The organism is Alphaproteobacteria bacterium, from assembly GCA_002869105.1.
Taxonomy (GTDB): domain Bacteria; phylum Pseudomonadota; class Alphaproteobacteria; order UBA7879; family UBA7879; genus UBA7879.
In genome coordinates this window covers 138,008-157,972 of record PKTP01000003.1, presented here as the reverse complement: position 1 = coordinate 157,972, position 19,965 = coordinate 138,008, and the positions used below count along the sequence as shown (strand labels likewise).

The window sequence follows — 19,965 nt, the reverse complement described above, 5'->3', positions numbered from 1 at the left end:
GGCCTTCATCATGACTATCGAAATTTTAATGCCAGCTCTTTCACCAACCATGACGGAAGGTAACTTGCTCAAATGGCATAAAAAAGAAGGGGATTCAGTTGCTCCTGGCGATATGTTGGCTGAAATTGAGACTGATAAAGCAACCATGGAAGTTGAAGCGGTTGATGAAGGTATCTTGGGTAAAATCTTAGTAGCAGAAGGCACTGAAAACGTTAAAGTTAATTCAGTGATTGCTGTTTTAACAGAGGAGGGAGAGTCAGTTGATGATCTTGCCTCCTATTCCCCTAGCTCTTCAACTGAACCAGCTCAGCAAAAAAGCCAGGCAGAAGAAGAGTCAGAGCCCCAAAGATCTGAATCTAGCTCCGATGATGGTGGCAAAGCCACAAAACAACCCCAGAATAAGTCTTCATCGTCATCAAATGATCGTATTATTGCCTCTCCTTTGGCAAAAAGAATTGCCTCCCAACAAAATATTGATCTTTCCAATGTTTCTGGAACAGGCCCCCGCGGGCGAATCATTAAGGCGGATGTTTTAGGCGCTGATCAAACCGCTCCTGCAAACCAGCATACTCCTAACACGTATGGTAAATCTGGATATAAAGATGCACCTATTGGTTCAATGCGCAAAGTCATTGCTAAAAGATTGACAGAATCAAAACAAACCGTACCCCACTTTTATTTATCTGTTGATGTTCAAATTGATAAACTTCTCAGTGCTAGAAAAGAGTTAAATCAGGCCATTGATCCAGAGAAAATTACAGTTAATGACTTTGTTCTCAAAGCCTGTGCGCAAGCACTTATTGAGGTAGCTGAAGCAAATGCTTCTTGGATGGGAGAGTCAATACGCCTGTATCAAAACGCTGATATTTCTGTTGCTGTGGCATTAGAAGAGGGGCTGATCACCCCCATTGTACGGGCAGCTAATTTGAAATCTCTACGTGCAATCTCTGGTGAAGTGAAAGATCTGGTTCAAAAAGCCAAAAATGGCAAGTTGAAACCAGAGGAATTTCAGGGAGGTAGCTTTAGTTTATCTAACCTGGGGATGTATGGCATTGATCAATTCCAGGCCATCGTTAATCCACCACAAGGATGTATTCTAGCGGTTGGCGCCGGCATTCAAAAACCGGTTGTTCAAGATGGAACTCTCAAAAGTGCCACGGTGATGAACTGCACTCTGTCGGTTGACCATCGTGTCATTGATGGAAAAGTGGGAGCTTTGCTCTTGGGCGCTATCAAGAAGTATCTTGAAAACCCCGTCTTGATGTTGGCTTAAGAGGTAAATATGACAAAATATGATATTGCGATCATTGGTGCGGGACCCGGCGGATATGTTGCTGCTATCCGTGCAGCTCAGCTGGGTAAAAAAGTGTGTATCATTGAAAAAAAACATCTGGGTGGTGTTTGTTTAAACTGGGGATGTATTCCAACAAAAGCGCTTTTGAAAACAGCTGAAATGTATACCGATATTCAACGCGCCGATGAATTTGGCTTAAGCGTCAAGGGAGCTGATTTTGACTTAAAAAAAGTAGTCAAACGGTCTCGTGCAGTTGCTGAACAGTTATCTTCAGGAATTCAGCATTTGCTGAAAAAAAACAAAGTTACTGTCCTTGAGGGACACGCGCGTTTTGTTAATAGCACGACACTTGAAATTAAGAACGGTCAAGACAAGACTGAGAAAATCTCTAGTGCGCATACACTGATCGCAACGGGGGCGCGCCCCAGGGAATTAGCAACTTTACCCTTTGATCAAACAAAAGTTCTGTCATCTAAAGAGGCGATGATTCAAGAAAAATTGCCCAAAAAGTTGCTGATCATTGGTTCTGGTGCGATTGGAATCGAGTTTGCTAGCTTCTATAACGCAATGGGTTCTGAAGTCACTGTTGTAGAAATGCAAAAGCATATCTTGCCTGCAGAAGATCAAGAAATTTCAACTTTGGCACAAAAAGCTTTTGAAAAAAAAGGAATTAAAATCCTAACAGAAACGACTATTGAAAAGGCTGAAGTTGGAAAAAGCAGCATTGAGGCATCCATTAAAGAGCCCAAAGGCACGCGTTCAGCATCATTTGATCAGGTTATTGTTGCGATTGGGGTTGTTCCGAATACTGAAGAATTAGGCATAGAAAATACTAAAATTCAGCTCGAAAAAAATGGCCAAATCAAAACCAATGAATTTTGCCAAACAGCTGAACCAACCATTTATGCAATTGGTGATGTCATTTCCCCGCCGTGGCTTGCTCATAAAGCGAGTCATGAAGGAATCTTAGCTGTTGAAAAAATCTGCGGTAAACCTGTTCATGCCGTGAAGCCTGAGAACATTCCAGGTTGTACGTATTCCAATCCTCAAGTAGCAAGTATTGGCTTGACTGAAGCGCAGGCTAAGGATCAAGGTTTAAAGGTTAAGGTTGGGAGATTTCCTTTCCAAGGTAATGGGAAAGCGATTGCTATGAGAAAGCCTGAGGGACTGGTTAAGATTTTATTCGAAGAAAAAACCGGAGAACTTCTTGGGGCGCATCTGATTGGCACAGATGTAACTGAGCTGATTCATAGCCTTGTGATTGCTAAAAAACTTGAAACAACAGAACAAGATCTCATGGAAACCATCTTTCCGCATCCGACTTTGTCTGAAATGATTCATGAAGCAACGCTAGATGCATTTGATCGCGTGATTCACTTTTAATCAGCTCTCTTTCTTCTTAAAAGAAAATAAGTTAGGCTAAATTTAATGTCAGAAATGCTGAAAAATAACCGCTCAAAACCAGATTGGCTACGAGTCAAAGCGCCAGTTTCTGAAACGTATCACGAAACACGCAACCTGATGCGCCGCTTAAAGCTTAACACGGTTTGTGAAGAGGCTGCTTGCCCTAATATTGGAGAATGCTGGTCCAAAAAGCACGCTACTGTTATGATTTTAGGAAGTATTTGTACGCGCGCCTGTGCTTTTTGCAACATTGCAACAGGCCGTCCTGATCAATTAGACCCTCATGAGCCAGATCATATTGCAGAGGCAGTTGCCAAACTAGCGTTGGAACACGTTGTGATCACTTCAGTAGACCGCGATGATCTTGAAGATGGTGGCGCGCATCATTTTGCCCGTGTGATCAGCGCCATCCGTATGGCGCACCCCAAAACAACCATTGAAGTTCTTACCCCTGATTTTCTCAGAAAAGAGGGCGCTGTTGAAAAAGTTATTGCGGCCCGTCCAGATGTTTTTAATCACAATCTAGAAACAGTCCCGCGGTTATATACCTCTGTTCGTCCAGGAGCCCGCTACTTTCATTCACTCAGCATTTTAAAAAAAGCCAAAGAAATAGCGCCAGATATTTTTACGAAGAGTGGCCTCATGGCTGGTTTGGGTGAGTCAAAAGAAGAGCTGTATCAAGTGATGGATGATCTGCGAGCAGCCGATGTAGACTTCATGACCATAGGTCAATATTTACAACCAACGCCCAAACATCATCCTGTTGCCCGCTTCATTCCTCCTGAAGAGTTTTCTGATTATCAGAAGATGGCATATGGTAAAGGGTTCTTAATGGTTTCGGCGAGTCCGCTTACCCGTTCTTCTTACCATGCGGGAGATGATTTTAAAAAACTACAAGCTGCCCGACTTAAGACTCTTAAAAAAGTAGCTGGGTAGCGATGGCTCTATCGATTCACAAAAGCCATATTTCACCTTTCCCCATTGAAACTGTATACAAAGTCGTTGTTGATGTAGAGCACTATCAAGACTTTATCCCTTGGTGCCAAAAAAGCACCATTGTTGAACGAATCAACGACGATCATTTTAAAGCCGATCTAAAAGTAGGACTTGGCCCTTTATCTGACACGTATCGATCAACAGTTGAATGCGACCCTTTTTCAAGAATTCATGTTTTTTGCCAAGAAAAGCCCTTGAAGCATCTTGAGTCAACATGGACTTTTAGAGAACTGTCTGAACAACAAACACAAATTAATTATGATATGATATTTTCTCTTCAGTCCTCCTTTTTTCAAGGAATGATTCAAAAAATTTTACAACAAAGCGCCGATCAAATTTTTACAGCTTTCGATCAAAGGCTTGCTCACGTGCACAAACAAGGACTTCAAATATGACATCTTACTTAGAACCCATGTTATTGACATATTCTATCTTCATGATGGGGGCGATCAGCCCAGGCCCTGATGCCATTGTGCTTCTTAAAACAGCTATCTCTAATGGACGTCAAAAAGCCTATTTTGTTGCCCTAGGGTTGGGGTTGAGCGTTTTTTTGATTACACAATACACGCTTTTTGGAATGAGCTTTATGTTCGAAAAATTCCCTTGGCTGATCTATGTGATTCAATATGGTGGTAGTTTATTTTTATTATATTTGGGAATTCAGAGCCTAAGAGCTAAAGGATCCTTTGATGTGAAGGATTTTGATACAGCTCCTTTAAAAAGCATAATGGCTTTTCGAAACGGGTTTATGACAAACTTTCTCAACCCGTTTGCTATTTTGTATATTATCAGTTTAATGTCCGCTCAAATTCCACCAGAAGTTCCTGGAATTCAAAAGCTTATATTTGGTGTTTTGCTGGGTTTTTCATATTTTGCGTGGAACTCTGTTCTTTCTTTTATTCCAACAAACCGTTATTTGGGCGCTTTTTTTAATAAATATAGCGTTGTTTTTAACAAAATATCAGGTGTTTTGTTGATTTATATTGCTATTTCTAACGCATTAAAAAACATTTAAGGACTTCCTATTTGATCCCTAATCTTAATCGAAGCCACGCATTAGATATTTTTTTTGTTTGTCTAAAATTCAAAGTACGGTTGAAGCCAAAAGTTTGGAGGCCGCGCTTTTCAGGAAATGGTCGTACAGTTTCTTGAAAATCTTTTGTTAGAAACTGTTCAAAGCCTTCGATAGTGGGAGGTTGCATTGAATATTGATAATTGATTGCTGCATTTTCAGGCCTTAAAAGAAAGTTTATAAATTTAAAAGCGTTTTCAGGATTTGTTGCGTTTTTGGGAACAACCATCATATCCAACCAAACCGAGAAACCTTCTTTGGGCTCAACATACCTGTAAGGGCTTGCCTGCCCCTTTTTTCTGAGCATGTGGATGGCCTTAAGCGCTTCACCAGAAAAACATTGAATCACACAAGCTTTTTCCCCTGCAATGGTATTGACAATTGTATCGGTTGACGAATCAAACTTCTTCACAAAATCAATAATATTGAATAAGGAGTCGGCTAACGCATCAATCGTTTTAGGTGACCTTATATTTAAGTTAGCACCCTTGTAGAAATAAACTGAAAAAAAGATTTCAATAGAATCATCAAGAAGATGAACCCCACAAGGACTTAGTTTTTTTATGTTTTCAAGATCATAAATCAAAGACCAGCTATCCTCGGGAAAGGCCTTTTGATCAAAAGCCTGTTTTACTTTTTCAACATGATACACATACCCAACGGTGCCCCAAGAGAGTGGAATGCCGGTTTCAAAAGAAAGATTGTTTGTTTTAAACATATTAATAATTTCAGGTTTGATCAGAGCGATATTAGGAACATCTTCACGCGTGATTTTTCGATACAAACCAAGTTCCATTTGCCTAAGATAAAAAGGGGATAAGGTCGGGGTAATAATATCAAAACCTGCTTCCCCCGTCAGGAGCTTTGCCTCGATAGACTCATCACTATCTAAGAGATTAACATTGACGGTGATGCCTGTTTCACGCTCAAATTTATTTATCAGTGTCGGATCTATGGTTCCGCCCCAAATAAGAATGTTCAGCTTTTTTGGGAGGAGGGGGTTTTTCTCTGTTTCAGCCCCTATCGGCAATCCAAGCGTTAACAGAAAAATAATTAAAAGAGAATTTTTAAACATATTGGCCCACAGGGTTTGATTTAAAAAAGATTATCAATGATTCTTAGGCATCATACAAGAACCATATCGTGTTTTCTTTTATGGGTAGATCTGATATTATTTTCCTGAGATGGACAGATGGTTGCTGCACGTGTGCAGAGGAAAGTCCGGGCTCCACCAGAAAAAAGTGCCAGGTAACATCTGGCGAGGGCAACCTCAGGGAAAGTGCCACAGAAAATAACCGCCTTAGGGTAAGGGTGAAAAGGTGTGGTAAGAGCGCACCGCAAACTTGGCAACAAGTTTGGCAAGGTAAACCCCACTTGGAGCAAGACCAAATAGAGAAAACACATAACATTTCTGGAGTTTGTTTTCTGGGTTGGTCGCATGAGAAAAGCAGTGATGTTTTTCCTAGATGAATAACCATCCTATGATATAATATTCATAGACAGAACTCGGCTTATCGTTCATCTCACTTTTTTTTGGAGGCGCCTATGAGAGTTATACTTTTTTCTTTATTGTTTGTGTCAATATCAGCCAAAGCAAACTTTGGGGGCATTGTCCGCAGTCTTGGAGATGTTGCAAATAGAAGTGCAGCAAATGCAGCAAAAGGAGGCAACTTAAAGGATTCCGTTGGGGCGGCCCTTGCTCAAAAATCTGGTCAAGACGGCGGTGTTCTTGGAACTCTTGAAGGCCTGGGAGCCAGTGGTCTTGATGCCGACATGGCCAGGCGAAGAGGGGGATGGGGAACAGCTGGGTGCTGTCCTTGCCAAGCTAATACATCCTATTAGAATTATTTGAAGTGCTACGAAAATACGTAGCCCACTTGTTTTTTTAATCATCATCCCAAGGTTCGTTGGGATATTGTTCCTTACAAAACTGTTTATCGGTGCGGGAGGATAGATCGACGAAATAGACTTCTCTCACTTGCTGAATCAATATGTGAATCCACACTAAAACAAAACCCTTACAAACATATACTTTATTTTCTTTGCCTGAGTGTTGGATTAAAACCCTCATGACTAGGTAATCAGAATCCGGGCATGCTGAAGGCTTCACTAACGAAAAGATGATCCTTAACAGCATTCAGGGAGTGACTGGGTGATTGACCTCAAAAGGAACCGATTTACTTACTATACTGAAAAAGTTCGCGGGCTGTTTTGGCTACTTTGTCCAGCCTTGTTTTTCTAAAAAGGAATAGAAAGTTTCTTTTTCAATTTTATTAAACTCTGCATATCTTTTGCCTATCAAACAATCTTCAATAAAATGTTCCAGGGATTCGGCTATGTATTCAGGATTTTCCCAATCCATATCATGTTTATGCATCAGATATGTTTCTCCCTGTCGATTTAAAACAAAGATGCTTCCATCAGCATCTTTTGCTACAGGGAAATATTGATCTCTCATATTCTCTTGCCAATAGTCGATTTCCTCCCAGATGGTAATGACATTCGCTTTTTCAGAGCCAAAAAATACGGCCCAGCCAAGGCCCAGGGAATCATATCGTTCAATGAAGTCAAAATAAAAGGGAGGAAGCCAAGCATAGTCTGTTTTTAGTTTGTTTAATTCTTGAGAGGTCCATTGATTTTCCTTTGCTCTAATATCAATTAAGTAAGGGTAACCAGCAATGTCTTTAAGAAACTTTTTCTTTTCTTCAATTAACAAGTCTATTTTTTCAAATAAAGTAAGTTTTTCTATCATGGTCAAAACGTTAGTTTGGTTATATATGTGCCAACGGGAAGATCTTTAAGTTGATGCATAATTTGTGCGCCAATTGATCGGTTAACTCCTTTATCCAGCATCCACATGGCCGAGGTATGGTCAATACCACCCAACTGCAGTTCATGTAAATGGTCTACGTCCATTTTCTCAAGAAGATTTTCCAGTTTTGCGTACCTATCATCTGGCAGGTGTTGTTTTTTAGCTTGGGCTAAAATATTTTTTCTATATTCTCTGGTGTCAATGCTTCTTAATGGGGCCTCTGATTTATATAACTTACCCCTCTGAGCTAAATCTTGCAAGGCTCGGGCTTTTCTTGAAAAGTCACGGGGATCAGCACCTGTTTTCATTTTAAGAAAAATTTCAGCTTCTTGTGACAAAGCCTCAGCAGCAGCGCGGACAGGTGTGGACCGGGCCAGGGTTGGAGACCGTGCCAGCTGTCTATGCAGATACAGCCTATCGGTCTGCGGATAATGAAGAGATATTGAAAGAAAAAGGCTTCATATCAAAGATTCATCACAAGAAGAAACGCGGGAAGTCGATGAACAAGAAGATTGCCAAAGGGAATAGCAGCAAATCAAAGATCCGAGCCAAGGTCGAACATGTGTTTGCGGTTCTTAAAGATCAAATGAAGCTCTTGATCCGAACCATTGGCATCAAACGGGCAGAGGTCAAAATCGTCCTGGTGCATCTAGCCTATAATATCAATCGCTTGGTATTTTGGGAGGAAAGAAAACGACAGACTCACTGCGCCTAAGGCTAGGAAAAAAACCCAAAATAAAGGCAAAAAAGATTGAAAACAGAAAATAATAGAACTGAGAAACCTCAAATTTTATTAAAAGTCTGGTTTTTAAGCTGCTAAAATATTTTGTCCCTCGTAACGCACAATTTTACTGATTAATCAGCAGCAGTTTAGTTTATCGGCTAGCCTGCTGCAAAAATTCCCTCTCTTATTCAACAAATTTTTTAAAAAGTTTTGTGTTTGCAAAATTGTATTCTCGTTAATATTTAGCCCTAATACCTTATTAGCAATTCATCATATTGCCTTTTATGAAGATTATGCAGTTTCAGAAAACAGCATAAAGCAAACATAAGATTGGCATTAATTAAATATTGGGAAAACATTACACCAGAACATATTGAAGTGGTCCTGGATTAGTGGACCAAAAAGCCACTGATTATAGGATAAAAAAAAGATTGGTGTGTGTTTTCATCAAACTTGTGCGACAGAACCACACAAGGCCAGACTGTCAATTTCCAACCTTGTGTTTTAAGAAAAAAACCCTTAATACTATAATGGATTTTTTAGATTATATGTTACCTTGATAAATAAGAGCTAAAATTGCAATATAACATTAAAACATTACACATAACCGTTGTTTCAATACTTGTGGTGGTTTCCTATGCTATTTTAGCTCACAGCTATTTTGGTCAAGTAGATCTAGTAAATGCCTTGAGGGGATTTTCTGCCTTAGAAGTCCTGGCGCAATATCAGTTTCCAGAAAATTTTGAACGTAATTACCCCGGAGGGGCTGGACTCTTCACCCAAAAATCTCTTATAACAATGCTGTATATTCCTTTGTTTAAAATAACAGGTTTATCTGGCCAAACTCTACAATATATAATGATTGGCTTAGAAGTTATATCAGTCACAGTAGCCTCCCTTTATTTAATGTTTATACTGATGAAAGCCGCGCAAGTAAGCAAGGTGGTGTGGCCAGTAGGAATAATTGGAATTAGCATTGTGATAAATCTTAGCTTTGTCATTAGACCAGATTTAGCTAATTTCTCTTTCCCATATTACCATGGACAATTTTATGGATTTGGAGATGCGGTGCGTTTAGCTGCTATAGCTTTTTTTATGCAAAAACGCTGGCCTCTTATGGCATTATGGTTGTCGGTTGGATTTGCTATTCACCCGATTAAAACAATTATGGCTATGATCTTTATGGCCGGGGGCATTATTGTCGATTATCGCAAGAGCCTGTCATTGGCGTCCATGTTTTGGGGAGCTGTTAGTCTGACCGCAATTGCGGCATGGTCCTATTGGATTTTAGGTTTAGGACAAACCGGAAGTCACAGCCTCGTGCCGTTGGAGCTATTTTCTGCGTACACCCGGATTTTCCAGATGCATTGGTACCCTATTGACATGGGATATTTGGGCAGCAATTATCACGCGTCGCTGGTGCCTTTTCTGGGTTTAATTAGCGTTATGTTTCTAGCATTGGCACAGAGCGAACTTCCCAAGGATTGGGTTATGCGCATTATTGCTGGTTTTGTCATTTTAGCTATTGTGACGGTAGGTGGGATTTGGGTGTCTTATGATTTGACTTCAATCACGTTGCTCAAGGTTTGCCTTATCCGGGCCTCTACATTAATGACTCTTTTAGCGCCATTTTTGATTTTGGTTGGGATTTTGGTTCAGTGGGATAAAGGTTCTTGGCATTGGGTGGCCTTTTACATTGTCTTTCTGATGTTTGGATTTGTGAAAGTCGAATTAATGTCTCCAGTCTTTTTTGTTTTGGGTGTAACTTATTGGATTTGGGAGAAAAGATCTTCTCATTGGCCTATCATAACCCTTGCAGGATTAGTTTTATTAGTTCAGTTGATCCTACTCGTTCAAAACCCAGGAGCAGAAAATCCATTTAAAATTTTTATTAGCCTTAGGGGTCTCATAGGTGGGACTCTTATCGCCACAGTAGCTAGCATATTGATTACAATTCATCGTTGGCCAACTTGGTTGCGACTCGGCTTGTCGGTTGACCGTAGTCGCTATATAGGTGTAATATGTATCTTTATTATGGGTGCCTTACAATGGGGGTATTTTGAAAAATCTCTGAGTGTTAATTATGTGTATAAGGCAAAAAATTATAAAGAAGCTCAGATTTGGGCTAAAAATAACACAAATGAAACAGATTTATTCATGGTCGACCCCTGTATTAGTTACGGCTGGAGAGACTTTTCCCATCGCTCCAGTATTGGAACACCAAGGGAGTGGTATATGACAGGCTGGTTGTACTTGGGAGAAAAGAGGCTCTTTGACCTCGGCTTAGAGATTGGAGAAACTTTTGGTTTAAACCTCCAGCCATATTTGCCAAAAAAAGGTGAAAAGCCAGAAATTAATACTCATGATGTGTGCTGCATGGCAACAGATTTATACTACAACCCAACAATGACATCAATTCGCAACATTTCCCAACGCTATAACGTAGATTACTTCGTGTTTGACAAACAAAAACTGAACACTGTGTCTGATTGGCCCAATATTAAGCCTGTATTTGAAAACGACCATTTCTTAGTGGTGAGAAAGGATGATTTGCTGAGATGAATAATCCCACTCTCTCACTAGTGATCCCGGCCCTGAATGAGTCAAAAATTATCATGAACCATGTACGAGAGATTCAGATATGGATGGTAGATAATATGCCAGATATCTCATATGAGATAATTATAATTAATGATGGCTCTACAGATGGAATGGGAAAGGTGCTAGAGATAGAAAGTGCAAAAAATTTCAATCTTCGTATTATATGTCATAGTGTAAATATGGGGCGTGGCCGTGCTGTTCGCACAGGAATGGAGAATAGTCAAAGTGATTATCTGGTTGCTTTGCCGACCTGTCATATGGTCCCGATCATATTAAAAAGATGCTAGAACCATTAATGGCGGGTCGTGCAGACCTTACTTTGGCCTCACCATACCATTCGGAAGGCGTGGTAAAAAACGTACCAGCTTTTCGTGTTTGGCTTTCTAAGTGGGGTAATCGTATCCTGTCAAGAGCTTTTAAATCAGGAGTGAAAACGGTTACTTGCGTAGTGAGAGGTTACACTCGAAATCTGATGGACCACCTTGAGCTAATCAATAATGGTAAGGACTTCCATTTAGAGGTTCTCTATAAAGCTGAGTTGTTGGGTTTTAAGGTTGAGGAGGTGCCGGCAAAGCTTGTTTGGCGTGATAAATCCCGTGGAAAAGTTAAGAGGCAAGGAAATATAATCACGCGCAATCCACTGTTTAAAATGCGGAAGGAAATCCTATCTCACCTCGCATTTAATTTCTTCTCTCGCCCACAAATTCTATTTATTTTACCTCTACTCTTTTTGCTAGGTACTATAGTACATGGAACAATTAGCATAGCTTATGCTTGGGTTGACTTAGTGGCTAATGGTCAAAATATTACGCAGGCATTGAGAACAGCATTACTAAATGGTCAGCTAACATTACAGATCGTCGTGGGGTCTTCTGTTTTATTTTTTGTATTGATATTGTTTCTATTCCTAGCCTTGCAATCAAAAAAATATTTTGAGGAACAATATATACAAAACGCCCGTATTAATGTACGTCTTAAGCGTTTACAGAAATCAAAGGGAACTTAACCTGTGTGCGGAATTGCTGGACTGCTTGGTGTGGATACTGATTATATTGATCAATCCATGACGCGCATGGTTGAACGTATCGCTCATCGTGGGCCTGATGGTACTGGCCAATGGCGAAGCCACGACAAAAGAGTGGCACTTGCACATACACGCCTTGCCATTCTAGACACTAGCGATGCGGGAAAACAGCCAATGCATTTGGAGTCGCATGATCTACATCTTGTAGTAAATGGAGAAATATATAACTATTTATATTTAAGAGAAGACCTTGAGAGATCCTATGGCATTCAATATAGTTCCAATTGTGACAGTGAAATAATTTTACATGGCTACGCTCACGAGGGAACAGCATTTTTTAAAAGAATGAATGGTATGTTTACGTTTGCCCTGGTGGATTGTAAAAAAAAATTGTTCATATTGTTCGTGATCGCCTCGGTATTAAACCTGTTTATGTATGTCATAAGGATAATAAGTTTGCCTTCTACTCAGAAATTAAATCACTCATTGCTGCTTTTAAGTCCACTGAATGGAAGATTGATAGACAGGGCTTGAGTGAATATCTTTGTTACCAGACACCAATGAATGGACGTACGCTTTTTGATGAAGTTCAACTTCTAAACCCTGGACATCACATGATAATTGATTTACAGAAAGTGGCAGTTGTCCAAGATGAACCTTATTGGTTTTCCACCCTAAATGAAAGCAAAGAGAGTTTTCCGACTGCGTTGGAGAGGGTTAAGAAGAGTTTTGAGAGGAGTGTGAAACGGCATTTACTTTCAGATGTGCCTGTAGCAGCCACGCTCAGTTCTGGATTTGATAGTGCCAGCGTAGCTGCACAGGCGGCCCAATTAATTGGGCAAGGCCTTGATACTTATACGGGAGTCTTTAATCAGAGTGGTAGTTGGTATGATGAAACAAATGCTGCAGCTGATTTGACCAAGTCAATCAATGGAACACATCATATTGTGAATATCCAGGCAGATGACTTCCTGAAACATTTTGACGATATGATATATGCACTTGATGAGCCGCGCTTGGGCATGGGTACGTTTCCGCAGTATATGGTTGCTCGTCAGGCCGCCAAAAATTTTAAAGTTATTCTAACGGGGCATGGTGGGGATGAATTGTTTTCTGGATACCCAGTTTTTAAACTAGCCCGCAAGGGCGGATGGCGGAGCGTGAGTGGGTCAGAGATACCTCATCTGATTTACTTTGCATTGTCAAAAATGAAGTCATTTTTAAGTGCGGAGTATGGTCGTCATATGCCCGTCTTGTGGAATAGATCTGCGCGAGAAAAACTATTTGGCCGCATTGACAAAGTAAAATCTTGGAGTTTTTTATCTGAATTACAAGATAAATACTCTACACCTATCAATCAGGTGTTTCAAACCTATTTGAAAGTATATCTACCGAATTTATTGCTTGTTGAGGATAAGATCTCTATGGCGCATGCCATTGAATCTCGCACGCCAATGCCAGACAATGAGATGATTAGCCTTAGTCTTTCTATCTCGCAGGATATTAAATTACATCAAGGGAAACTAAAAGCTCTGATTAAGGGGGTAGCAAAAACCCTTTTGCCTAAGAGTTACCACAAACAACCCAAGCGTGGTTTCCCAATCCCCCTTCGTCAATGGTTGCGTGGGCCTTTGTCTGGGATTGTAAATGATCGTCTGCTTTCCGAAGAGACGCCTCTCCATCGAATTATGGATAAGGATGGTTTACGAAAATGGGTTGCCAATTACCAAACATCTTGGAAACGAAATTTTCGACCTTTGGATGAAATTCAGTCACATCAGATTTGGCAGCTCCTTTCTCTAGAGAGCTGGATGCGAGTCTGGGAAGATCGGAATGGTGTGCATCTCAAATGAAAAAATGGATGTTAGCATTACTGATGATTATTTTTGTGATTGGGGCAGGTGCCTATCTTGCCTGGTACGATATGCAGAATGAGAAAGCCAATTTTCTCCTTGCTTATTACGTATCTCAACCCATTTTAATCCTTATTCTTATAATTTTTATATGGCGTAGTGTTATTCTTTCTAGGGAGAAAGTTAGTTATTCAGTATCAATGCGTGCTAATGCACTTGTCTACTTAGGAATGTGGTTATTTCCAGCACGTTTGAGTGAGTTAATTAAGCCCTTCTATTTCAAGAAAAGATCTAATTTACCCCAACAACAGGGATGGGCACTCGTCATCAAAGAGCGAGTTTGGGATTTGTTTGGATTTTCTTGTTCATGTCTGATAATTCTAGCTATGATGATGGAGCAATTCATTCATGATAATATGGTCGTGAGCATAATTTTATCATGTGGTGCAACCATCTTCCTTTTGATTGTTTTTTTTATTCTTCCTTGTTTGATTGAGAAGATTTTTTTCCTGAAAAAATTTCAGGATTTTGCCGATGCTCTACGGGGAGGGGACACAAAAGAACATATTATACAAGCGCTAACAGCATGTATTTTATGGGCTTTATCAGCCATTCTAGCATGTGTTTTTTATTATGCTTCTGGTCTACCAACGTTGCCGATAGTTGATGTAATGTCTATCTTTCTGGTGTCCAGTCTTGGTCTTTTTATTACTATTACTCCAGCAGGTCTTGGTACTTATGAGGCAGCATTAGTTGCCGCTTTGGCAGGTTACGGGATAGGCGTACAGGATGGGATCGCTTTTGCGCTTGGCTTTCACTATGTTGGATGTTGTTACCTTCACTCATTGGCGTATGGGTTGTGATGCACGAAGGGACAAGTGTCCTCAGCATTCAAAAGGAGAGCGCATGACAGGCTATCTCGTAAAGATGTCATTACTACATTCATGCAACTGATTGGGGGTGAAAGAGGCTCAATTAAGTTGCGCTCACTGGTAATACAGCAAAGCAAAGGTCGGTTTAAGGGGTGGCACATTATCGAGCTACCAGACTGGGCATCGGATATTGTTCCCAAAGGATATAGAGGTTTAGTGGTTCCTCTTTGGGATGATTCAATGGGGGCAAAATGGGACCACTATGACTGGTGGCGTGCAGCACATTATATGATGACCAGTGAGTGGGAACGTTTTCATGAAAAGAAAAACGGTCCAGTGCACTCTTATTCTTATCACTATGATATAGAGGATCAGCGCATATTTGATCATGCCTGGGTCAATCGTATTATTCTGTTTCTTCGCCGCTGGGGTGCCATCAAGAATGAGGCTGATGAGCTGAGTACCTTTGGCCCAATCCCCAAGCCCATCATTCACTTAACCCATGATGTGGATGCGATTTCAAAAACACTTCCCATACGCATAAAACAGGCTGCATTTTGGATATATAATCGATATCCCCTCCGCGCAATTAATTTTTTCTTTTCTCCAGCCAATTTATTGGCAATTTGGAAACATTATGAAAATAGAGCATTCATTTGGTCATACCAGTACATGGAATATATATGGCGGGAAAGGGGGATGGTTACGATCACCCAAAGAGATTTTATTCGATCCATCTTATTCCGTTATGTCAAAAACCCTTATCAATCAATTGAAAGCTTTGTGTAGTCAAAATCATACTATAGGTTTGCATTCAGTCTTTTAATGCATGGCACGATCCTGAGGCCATGCGACGTGAAAAAGAAACTATAGAAAAGGCGTTAGGTCAGAAAATCATCACCTGTCGTCAGCACTGGTTACGTTTTTCATTCAGTCAGACGTGGGAAGCACAAGCTAAAGCTGGACTAAAAAACGATATGACCCTCGGATTTAATGACAGGCCAGGTTTTCGCAATGCAGCTGCTGTTTCAATGATAGATAAATACAGTGGTATGAAAATTATTCCAATGGTTTTAATGGATTCCCATTTATATGATTATACGAATCTGAGTGAAGAGAAACGCGAAGAAATGATGGCCGGCATTTTACGGGAACTTCTGGAAACCGGGGGGGAGGCTAGTATCATTTGGCATCACCGTGTTTTTCATTCTGATTACAACTGGGGTGCAGGATATCACCGCCTTCTGCAAAAGATGAGTAAGATGGGATTTGAAACTGTATGAGTAGTAATCCGTACCTTTCAATCTTACATCGCAATCTTCCTCGTTTATTGGGACAGGTAAATCGTGATCAAACAGATCCTTATCATGGATGTGCGGACAGGCAATTTTGGGCCTGGAAGCTGATTGATTTTCCCAATGCCACTCACCACAAGCCAGTGTGCATGGATTGGCCTTATTACGTGCTAATTAATATGCTTCCTAATGATTTGTCTTCTGATTCTTGTCTTCAGTTGGTTCTTGATATGATTGCAGTAATTCCAAAATTATCTGACCGTCATGGAGGTTTGGCTGAGGCACTTCCCTATGAGGGGTCATTTTGTGTAACGGCACTAGTTCTGTCCAATGTTCTTGCTGCATTGTCTCTAATTGAGAGTGATTTACTTGATGATAATAAGCAGAATATCCTTTCTATTTGCTCGACTATGGCTACGTTTCTCAAAAAGCAAGATGAGCATCACGGTATGATCTCAAACCATCTGGCAACAGCCGCTTTAGCCATGCATCTATGGTATCACCGAACTGGAGACCAAAAATCCAAACAGAGACGTGATATGTGGCTAGCGCGCATTAGGAGACATGCCGACTTGTCCGAGGGATGGATGAGTGAATATGGAGGAGCAGACCCTGGATATCAATCCTGGGCGTTGACAGAGCTAGTACAATTGGACAGAGAGGGTATTTCTTGTGGAGATTTGATCAAGTCTGGTTATCAATTTCTGTCTTATTTTGCAATGCCTGATGGATCTTTTGCGAATGGGGTTGGTACACGGCTGACTCGTTTTCTTTTCCCGGGCGGGGTAGAGATGGCAGTTGTTCCATTGGCTGACTTTGCAAGAAAAAATATCCAACAGAGTAAATTTGTCAGTTTGGATTCCATTGATGCTTCAAATTTTGCACCTTTCTTTAATGACCTAGCCTTAGCGGCTGTTCACAAGAAGGTAGGAGAAAAAGGAGAACTGCCGCATGAAACAATGGCAATTGGAGAGATTAAAATTTTTGAAAAAGCGGGTCTATTGTCTTATCGCGGAATAAATACATATAGAGTTTTATCCATAGAACGCTGTGATGATTATGTAGGAACAGATAGTAAAAGAATTTATGCAGCCGTGAATGGATTTATTGGTATAGTAGATCGCAATCATATCACGCTTCAAGGTAATATCGTTCCTGTTAAAAGGATGATGCCAACGGCTTTATACTTCATGGTATTGAGGCTATTGAGTATTAGTATTTTTCAATTCCCTGCATTAGGTAATAAGATCAAGATTTTTCTGGCACATTTGTTGATTAAATCAAAACCAAAACCGGTCGGCAGCCTTACTTGTCACATAGACTTAGAAACAGGAGAAAGGACAGATGAAACCAAAGGAGTCCAACTGAAGCATTTGCTCAATAAAAAGGGGTTCAGCCCTACTCATATGGCGTCTCAAGGATATTGGCAAAGAGGGGACACAAAATGATTCCTCGTCTCAAAGCTCATTTAAAAATTAAAGATCTTCTTGCAATTTGGCCAAGAGGAAATAAATTCAATGACATACTAAGATTTGAACAAGAATTTGCCAAGTTAGCTGGCCAATCTCATGCAATCTTCTTTCCCTATGGTCGAACCGCACAGCTTGCAATACTGAATGCATTAAAACTTATCGAAAAAGGAAAAACAGAGGTTATTCTTCCCTCTTATAGCTGTGTTGTAGTAGCTCATGCTATTAAGAAGGCTGGTTTAACGCCTGTTTTTATTGTGATGTCGGTAGTGATTACAATATGCGATTTGATTTACTCTCGCAGGCAATTAGTGAAAAAACGGGTGCAGTAATTGCAACATCAATTTTTGGCCACCCTGTTGATTTGGATGCATTGGATTGCTTCCGTCAAGCTCATCCTAATATTCCGATTTTGCAAGATTGTGCACACAGTTTTTTTGCCCAACATAGCAATGGACAATTTGTTCATAAGAATGGATTGTGCGCATTTTATGGCTTGAATATTTCTAAGATCATGACAAGCATTTTTGGAGGTATGGTCACCACAGATGATGCTGATTTTTCAGAGCGTGTGAGAGAAGAAAGGCAGGGTCTTTTAAAGCCAACAGGGTTTATTTTTTCTATAAAAAGATCACTTTATCTAATAGCAGTTCTTATTGCATTTTACCCCGCCATCTATAGGCTGGTAAATCGATTAGAGCGCTCTGGGGCACTAAACCGCTTTACAAAATATTATAATAAGAAAATTATAGATTGGCCCAAAAATGGGTTTGGTTGGCCTGCTGGTATACAAGCACGTATTGGATTTATTCAATGCCATCGCTATCAAAATATAGTTGATCATCGCAGAAAAATTGCAAACATTTATGACCGAGAATTACAAGATATGCCAAATATAGTTTTGCCACCTAGAGAAAAAGGTGCTACTTACTCTCACTATGTTTTACAAACAGAAAGGGCAGAAGAAATTGAAGATTATATGTTAAAAAAAGGCATACAACTTGGGAGGTTAATTGATTATGAGGTTCCTGATATGCCTGTATACCAAGATGCCTCATATTATGGGAATCGGTTTTCACGTGGATTGCCAGATCGAGTTATTAATTTGCCTGTTTATTGGGGCGTAACACCAAAGGATGCACTTGCTATTGTTGAGAATATTAAATTATGTGTGAGTGAATGAGAAAAACAATCCTGATTATTGGTGACGACAGAATGGGACGTAGGGCAATTTCTAGTATCAGGGCCGCTTTCCCCGATATTATGATTTATCGTAATCGTTCTAACAGCTTGACAAGAGTTACAAAACTAGTAAAAAAAAAGATTATTCCATTTCCAGCATTATTACAGATGGTATGGGCTGAACTGCGCCGACCTGCCCTTGCAGAACCCAATTTTCCTGTTCTATATACCAACCAGGCGATCCGTGATATGCTGGCACGTGAAAAACCAGATGAAGTCATTTGTTTTCGTGCTGGCCTTGTTTTAACAGAAAAGACCTTGGCCTGTGCGCCAGATTTCTTAAACGTACATTATTACTAACCTGCCAAAATGGGGTGGGCTGGGAACGATATATAAGGCTTTGAAGGCCCAGGCATATGATCAAAATTCTTGCCTTCACGAAATGGTGGGGGAGATTGATGCAGGTGAAGTTTATTATCGTGAACCATATAAACTCGACCCCACTATTGGATATAAAGCCAATGAGGATAGAGCCTTTGAATCTGGGCTTAAATTGCTACACAATTATATTTCTGGATCTTTATCATGACCATTGCCCGTATCCTCCCAAACTGCCTATCAGCTCCCCTTTTTGGTGATCGAAAGGTCCTTCGGACTTTTTCCTGATGAAACAGACCCGCAATGGAAGGAATGGAAAAAAAAATATATCCATTTCTATCAATCTAACCAAAAAGAAGGGATTGGTAAACGTATTAATAGTTCAGGATATGAGATTCTCAGGAAAATCGATTGGCGGGACAAATCCGTTGTTGAAATTGGACCAGGACTTATACCTCATATGGATGTATGGGATGCACCACCGGGTCATTACACGGCCGTTGATATTGATGAGAATTTCTTGAGTGAAACGAAAAAGAGGCTGCACCAAGCTTATCCAGATTGCCCTTTCACAGGGGTGCACAAACATACCGAGACTCAATATTACCTTTAGATAATGAGACAGTGGATATGATTGTGACCTTTTATTCTCTGGAACACTTGTACCCTTTAGATAAATTTCTAGATGATTACAAACGTGTATTAAAACCAGGTGGGTTATTAGTCGGAGCTATACCCAACGAAGGTGGGCTCGCATGGGGGTCTGGGCCGCCTTCTAACAAGTCGTCGCTGGATTCATAAAAATACGAGTATTAATTACGATAAGATTATTTGCTGGGAGCATCCAAATTTTGTTGATACAATCATTAATGGTTTGGATAAGAGATTTGCTCGCTGCTACTTGTCTCAATATCCGCGCTACGACTGCCCATTTATGATATTAATCTAGTAACGCGCTTTATTTATTGTAAGTCGGATGTGCAGAATCA

At 40.3% G+C, this 19,965-nt stretch carries 25 protein-coding genes and 1 other RNA gene; 22 read left to right on the top strand and 4 right to left on the bottom strand.

Going from position 1 to position 19,965, the window contains the following annotated elements; translation table 11 throughout:
- Positions 1 to 10 precede the first annotated feature (10 nt).
- Genes C0582_01685 through C0582_01665 form a run of 5 tightly spaced genes read left to right on the top strand, consistent with a single transcriptional unit; the run spans position 11 to position 4,709 of the window.
- On the top strand, positions 11 to 1,273 hold the full coding sequence (locus C0582_01685; protein PLX30246.1) for a pyruvate dehydrogenase complex dihydrolipoamide acetyltransferase: 1,263 nt from the start codon (positions 11 to 13) through the stop codon (positions 1,271 to 1,273).
- A gap of 9 nt (positions 1,274 to 1,282) precedes the next feature.
- Positions 1,283 to 2,677, top strand: a complete 1,395-nt coding sequence (gene lpdA, locus C0582_01680; protein ID PLX30245.1) for a dihydrolipoyl dehydrogenase — start codon at positions 1,283 to 1,285, stop codon at positions 2,675 to 2,677.
- Between the two features lie 45 nt (positions 2,678 to 2,722).
- Positions 2,723 to 3,634 carry a lipoyl synthase gene (gene lipA / locus C0582_01675; protein PLX30244.1) on the top strand — a complete coding sequence of 304 codons (912 nt, stop codon included), beginning with the start codon at positions 2,723 to 2,725 and terminating at the stop codon, positions 3,632 to 3,634.
- Positions 3,635 to 3,636: 2 nt separating this feature from the next.
- Entirely contained in the window at positions 3,637 to 4,089 is a 453-nt protein-coding gene (locus C0582_01670) for a hypothetical protein (GenBank protein PLX30243.1), read from the top strand.
- Positions 4,086 to 4,709, top strand: a complete 624-nt coding sequence (locus tag C0582_01665; protein ID PLX30242.1) for a hypothetical protein — start codon at positions 4,086 to 4,088, stop codon at positions 4,707 to 4,709. Before C0582_01670 ends, C0582_01665 begins: the two co-directional genes overlap by 4 nt.
- A 7-nt stretch (positions 4,710 to 4,716) precedes the next feature.
- Here the strand turns inward: C0582_01665 and C0582_01660 are convergent, their stop codons facing one another.
- Entirely contained in the window at positions 4,717 to 5,841 is a 1,125-nt protein-coding gene (locus C0582_01660) for a hypothetical protein (GenBank protein PLX30241.1), read from the bottom strand.
- 105 nt (positions 5,842 to 5,946) lie between these two features.
- Here C0582_01660 and rnpB point away from each other — a divergent pair.
- An RNA gene (gene rnpB / locus C0582_01655) (RNase P RNA component class A) lies at positions 5,947 to 6,296 on the top strand.
- A 355-nt stretch (positions 6,297 to 6,651) separates the two neighbouring features.
- Here rnpB and C0582_01650 read toward each other — a convergent pair.
- The 3 genes from C0582_01650 to C0582_01640 form a co-directional block, all read right to left on the bottom strand.
- On the bottom strand, positions 6,652 to 6,876 hold the full coding sequence (locus tag C0582_01650; GenBank protein ID PLX30240.1) for a hypothetical protein: 225 nt from the start codon (positions 6,874 to 6,876) through the stop codon (positions 6,652 to 6,654).
- A 105-nt stretch (positions 6,877 to 6,981) separates the two neighbouring features.
- On the bottom strand, positions 6,982 to 7,518 hold the full coding sequence (locus C0582_01645) for a hypothetical protein (GenBank protein ID PLX30239.1): 537 nt from the start codon (positions 7,516 to 7,518) through the stop codon (positions 6,982 to 6,984).
- Positions 7,519 to 7,520: 2 nt separating this feature from the next.
- Positions 7,521 to 7,886: a hypothetical protein gene (locus tag C0582_01640; protein ID PLX30238.1), complete on the bottom strand. Its 366-nt coding sequence runs from the start codon at positions 7,884 to 7,886 to the stop codon at positions 7,521 to 7,523.
- Positions 7,887 to 7,909: 23 nt separating this feature from the next.
- Between C0582_01640 and C0582_01635 the strand changes: the two genes are divergently transcribed.
- The 16 genes from C0582_01635 (at position 7,910) to C0582_01560 (ending at position 19,777) form a co-directional block, all read left to right on the top strand.
- Positions 7,910 to 8,293, top strand: a complete 384-nt coding sequence (locus tag C0582_01635; protein PLX30237.1) for a hypothetical protein — start codon at positions 7,910 to 7,912, stop codon at positions 8,291 to 8,293.
- Positions 8,294 to 8,926: 633 nt separating this feature from the next.
- Positions 8,927 to 10,864 (top strand): hypothetical protein, encoded by a 1,938-nt coding sequence (locus C0582_01630; GenBank protein PLX30236.1) that lies wholly within the window; start codon positions 8,927 to 8,929, stop codon positions 10,862 to 10,864.
- Entirely contained in the window at positions 10,861 to 11,190 is a 330-nt protein-coding gene (locus tag C0582_01625; protein PLX30235.1) for a hypothetical protein, read from the top strand. The genes C0582_01630 and C0582_01625 overlap by 4 nt, the downstream gene beginning before the upstream one ends.
- The gene (locus C0582_01620; protein PLX30234.1) at positions 11,184 to 11,909 is read left to right on the top strand and encodes a hypothetical protein; all 726 of its coding nucleotides are present in this window, start codon (positions 11,184 to 11,186) and stop codon (positions 11,907 to 11,909) included. Before C0582_01625 ends, C0582_01620 begins: the two co-directional genes overlap by 7 nt.
- A 3-nt stretch (positions 11,910 to 11,912) precedes the next feature.
- A complete protein-coding gene (locus C0582_01615; GenBank protein PLX30233.1) occupies positions 11,913 to 12,461 on the top strand; it encodes a hypothetical protein in 549 nt (182 codons plus the stop codon).
- Positions 12,462 to 12,487: 26 nt separating this feature from the next.
- The gene (locus C0582_01610) at positions 12,488 to 13,780 is read left to right on the top strand and encodes a hypothetical protein (protein ID PLX30232.1); all 1,293 of its coding nucleotides are present in this window, start codon (positions 12,488 to 12,490) and stop codon (positions 13,778 to 13,780) included.
- The gene (locus C0582_01605; protein PLX30231.1) at positions 13,777 to 14,643 is read left to right on the top strand and encodes a hypothetical protein; all 867 of its coding nucleotides are present in this window, start codon (positions 13,777 to 13,779) and stop codon (positions 14,641 to 14,643) included. The genes C0582_01610 and C0582_01605 overlap by 4 nt, the downstream gene beginning before the upstream one ends.
- 81 nt (positions 14,644 to 14,724) lie before the next feature.
- Complete coding sequence (locus C0582_01600) at positions 14,725 to 15,441, top strand: hypothetical protein (protein PLX30230.1); 717 nt, start codon at positions 14,725 to 14,727, stop codon at positions 15,439 to 15,441.
- A gap of 59 nt (positions 15,442 to 15,500) precedes the next feature.
- Entirely contained in the window at positions 15,501 to 15,935 is a 435-nt protein-coding gene (locus C0582_01595; GenBank protein PLX30229.1) for a hypothetical protein, read from the top strand.
- The gene (locus tag C0582_01590) at positions 15,932 to 17,395 is read left to right on the top strand and encodes a hypothetical protein (protein ID PLX30228.1); all 1,464 of its coding nucleotides are present in this window, start codon (positions 15,932 to 15,934) and stop codon (positions 17,393 to 17,395) included. Before C0582_01595 ends, C0582_01590 begins: the two co-directional genes overlap by 4 nt.
- Positions 17,392 to 17,748 (top strand): hypothetical protein, encoded by a 357-nt coding sequence (locus C0582_01585; protein ID PLX30227.1) that lies wholly within the window; start codon positions 17,392 to 17,394, stop codon positions 17,746 to 17,748. Before C0582_01590 ends, C0582_01585 begins: the two co-directional genes overlap by 4 nt.
- On the top strand, positions 17,697 to 18,599 hold the full coding sequence (locus C0582_01580) for a hypothetical protein (protein ID PLX30226.1): 903 nt from the start codon (positions 17,697 to 17,699) through the stop codon (positions 18,597 to 18,599). Before C0582_01585 ends, C0582_01580 begins: the two co-directional genes overlap by 52 nt.
- Complete coding sequence (locus C0582_01575; protein PLX30225.1) at positions 18,596 to 18,958, top strand: hypothetical protein; 363 nt, start codon at positions 18,596 to 18,598, stop codon at positions 18,956 to 18,958. Before C0582_01580 ends, C0582_01575 begins: the two co-directional genes overlap by 4 nt.
- 40 nt (positions 18,959 to 18,998) lie before the next feature.
- Complete coding sequence (locus tag C0582_01570; GenBank protein ID PLX30224.1) at positions 18,999 to 19,187, top strand: hypothetical protein; 189 nt, start codon at positions 18,999 to 19,001, stop codon at positions 19,185 to 19,187.
- A 45-nt stretch (positions 19,188 to 19,232) separates the two neighbouring features.
- Positions 19,233 to 19,589 carry a hypothetical protein gene (locus C0582_01565; protein PLX30223.1) on the top strand — a complete coding sequence of 119 codons (357 nt, stop codon included), beginning with the start codon at positions 19,233 to 19,235 and terminating at the stop codon, positions 19,587 to 19,589.
- Positions 19,590 to 19,606: 17 nt separating this feature from the next.
- Positions 19,607 to 19,777 carry a hypothetical protein gene (locus C0582_01560; protein ID PLX30222.1) on the top strand — a complete coding sequence of 57 codons (171 nt, stop codon included), beginning with the start codon at positions 19,607 to 19,609 and terminating at the stop codon, positions 19,775 to 19,777.
- The last annotated feature ends 188 nt before the right edge of the window (positions 19,778 to 19,965 follow it).